This is a genomic window from Mesorhizobium sp. M2A.F.Ca.ET.067.02.1.1 (genome assembly GCF_004023285.1).
Classification (GTDB): Bacteria; Pseudomonadota; Alphaproteobacteria; order Rhizobiales; family Rhizobiaceae; genus Mesorhizobium.
The window spans coordinates 1-1483 of record NZ_RZSB01001067.1 but is presented as its reverse complement, the minus strand read 5'-3'; the positions used below and the strand labels follow the sequence as shown (position 1 = coordinate 1483).

At 64.1% G+C, this 1483-nt stretch carries 1 protein-coding gene, 2 tRNA genes and 2 pseudogenes; 1 reads left to right on the top strand and 4 read right to left on the bottom strand.

Going from position 1 to position 1483, the window contains the following annotated elements; all coding sequences use genetic code 11:
• Positions 1-499: pseudogene (locus tag EOA28_RS35470) on the bottom strand (slipin family protein); the annotation flags it as partial.
• Between EOA28_RS35470 and EOA28_RS35465 the strand changes: the two are divergent.
• Positions 489-833, top strand: coding sequence for a hypothetical protein (locus EOA28_RS35465; RefSeq protein ID WP_128315832.1), 345 nt, complete (start codon positions 489-491; stop codon positions 831-833). The pseudogene EOA28_RS35470 and the gene EOA28_RS35465 overlap by 11 nt on opposite strands.
• Before the next feature lie 31 nt (positions 834-864).
• Here the strand turns inward: EOA28_RS35465 and EOA28_RS35460 are convergent.
• The 3 genes and pseudogenes from EOA28_RS35460 to EOA28_RS35450 form a co-directional block, all read right to left on the bottom strand.
• Positions 865-932, bottom strand: a tRNA-Thr gene (locus EOA28_RS35460).
• A 1-nt stretch (position 933) separates the two neighbouring features.
• Positions 934-1008 (bottom strand) — tRNA-OTHER (locus tag EOA28_RS35455).
• A gap of 212 nt (positions 1009-1220) precedes the next feature.
• Positions 1221-1483: pseudogene (locus tag EOA28_RS35450) on the bottom strand (histidine phosphatase family protein); the annotation flags it as partial.

Here is a 1483-nt window from a genome sequence, read left to right as displayed (position 1 = left end):
GCACGCCATCCACGAACAGCAGCCCGACCTGGCCGTCCACGACCGGATGCAGGAACATGTGTTCCGTCTTCCGGGCCTGGCCGAGCCGGCGCATCAGCGCCGGATCGATGGCGAGATCGGCCGCCGTGTCGACGGTCGTAACCTTCCACGGACCGGCATCCGCCCACAGCACCAGCTTGCGGTCCGGCGACAGCACAGAATGCAGCGCGCCGTCGCGCTCGACCACGGCGACCTCCATGCGTCCGGTGCGGACGACGGTGAAGTGACGCGCGGCCACGTCCGGGAGCTTGTCGAACAATGCCTTCTCGTAAGCCGAAACGAATTCCGGGTTCTTCAGGTCGTGCCTGGAGATTTCCAGGTTGCCGCGCCGGTTGGCGAGCCAATGTTCGCCCGGCATCAGGACCGCCTGGATCTCGCCCTTGTAGAGGGCGACGGCACGTTCATTTTCCTTCACGAGGACGCGCTGGCGTCCAAGAGCCTTTTCGAGAATGGTCTTCATTGTCTTACTCCTGTCGGGCATGGCCCCATGCGCGGCGTCACGTCATGCGTCGATCATCCTTTTCGTTTTTCGTTTCACGTCGTCGTACTTCATGTTCCAGGGCACGAATGATCCGGAGACCGGTGGCATCCGCGCGAAGCGGGCCTTCGGGAGCGGATCGCGGGGCGGCGAAGCGGGCGCCGGAAGCCGAAGCTTCCCTTGCCGGCCGCGCCGCGCCTTGATCGTCACCGCGGGCCTGGCCGCGCGCCGGTGGCGCAGGACGTCGCCGCCCGGCGAGGCCGAAGCCCCGCCGTCCGTGAAGTCCTCGCATTCCGGTCCCCGGACCTTTGGATAACACCACCTGAAGGTGTCGGCTTATCAGGCCGTTGGAGAAGGAATCGAACCTTCGACAGTCAGATTACACATCTGATGCTCTAACCAAACTGAGCTATCCGTGGTGCTGATGAAGGGACTCGAACCCTCGACCTCCGGACCCAAATCCGGCGCTCTAACCTCTGAGCTACATCGGCGATCCCAACACCCGAAACGGCGCCGTATACAGAGCGGCAAAGCCGCCTACACGGGCGGAGGCGAAAGCTCCAGCCGTTGCGCTCGCTTCGGTTTTCGTGACCGGGAGCGCGCCTATAGACCCTGCGACGGGTTGTCGCAAGCGGGATTGTCGCGGCAAATTTGCGGCTTCTTCCGGGAGTTGCATTTCGGCAACACTGGCCGGAGCGATGCCTTAGAAAGTCACGCGCCCCAGCACCTTGAGGCCGTCTCCGTCCGGCGCCACCACCACGGCCTCGCCCTCGCGCGGCGCCACGCCGGTGAGCGCCTCGATATCTTCGAGATGCGTGACCAGCACCAGATTGTCCGATCCCGAATAGCCGCGGATCTCCTTCATGATTGCCGCCATCTGGGCGGCTTTCTCAGCCGGATCGGTCTTCAGCAGGTCGAGCGGCGCGAAGGGCTGCGGCTCGGATTCGAAAGCGATGCGGGCAGTAT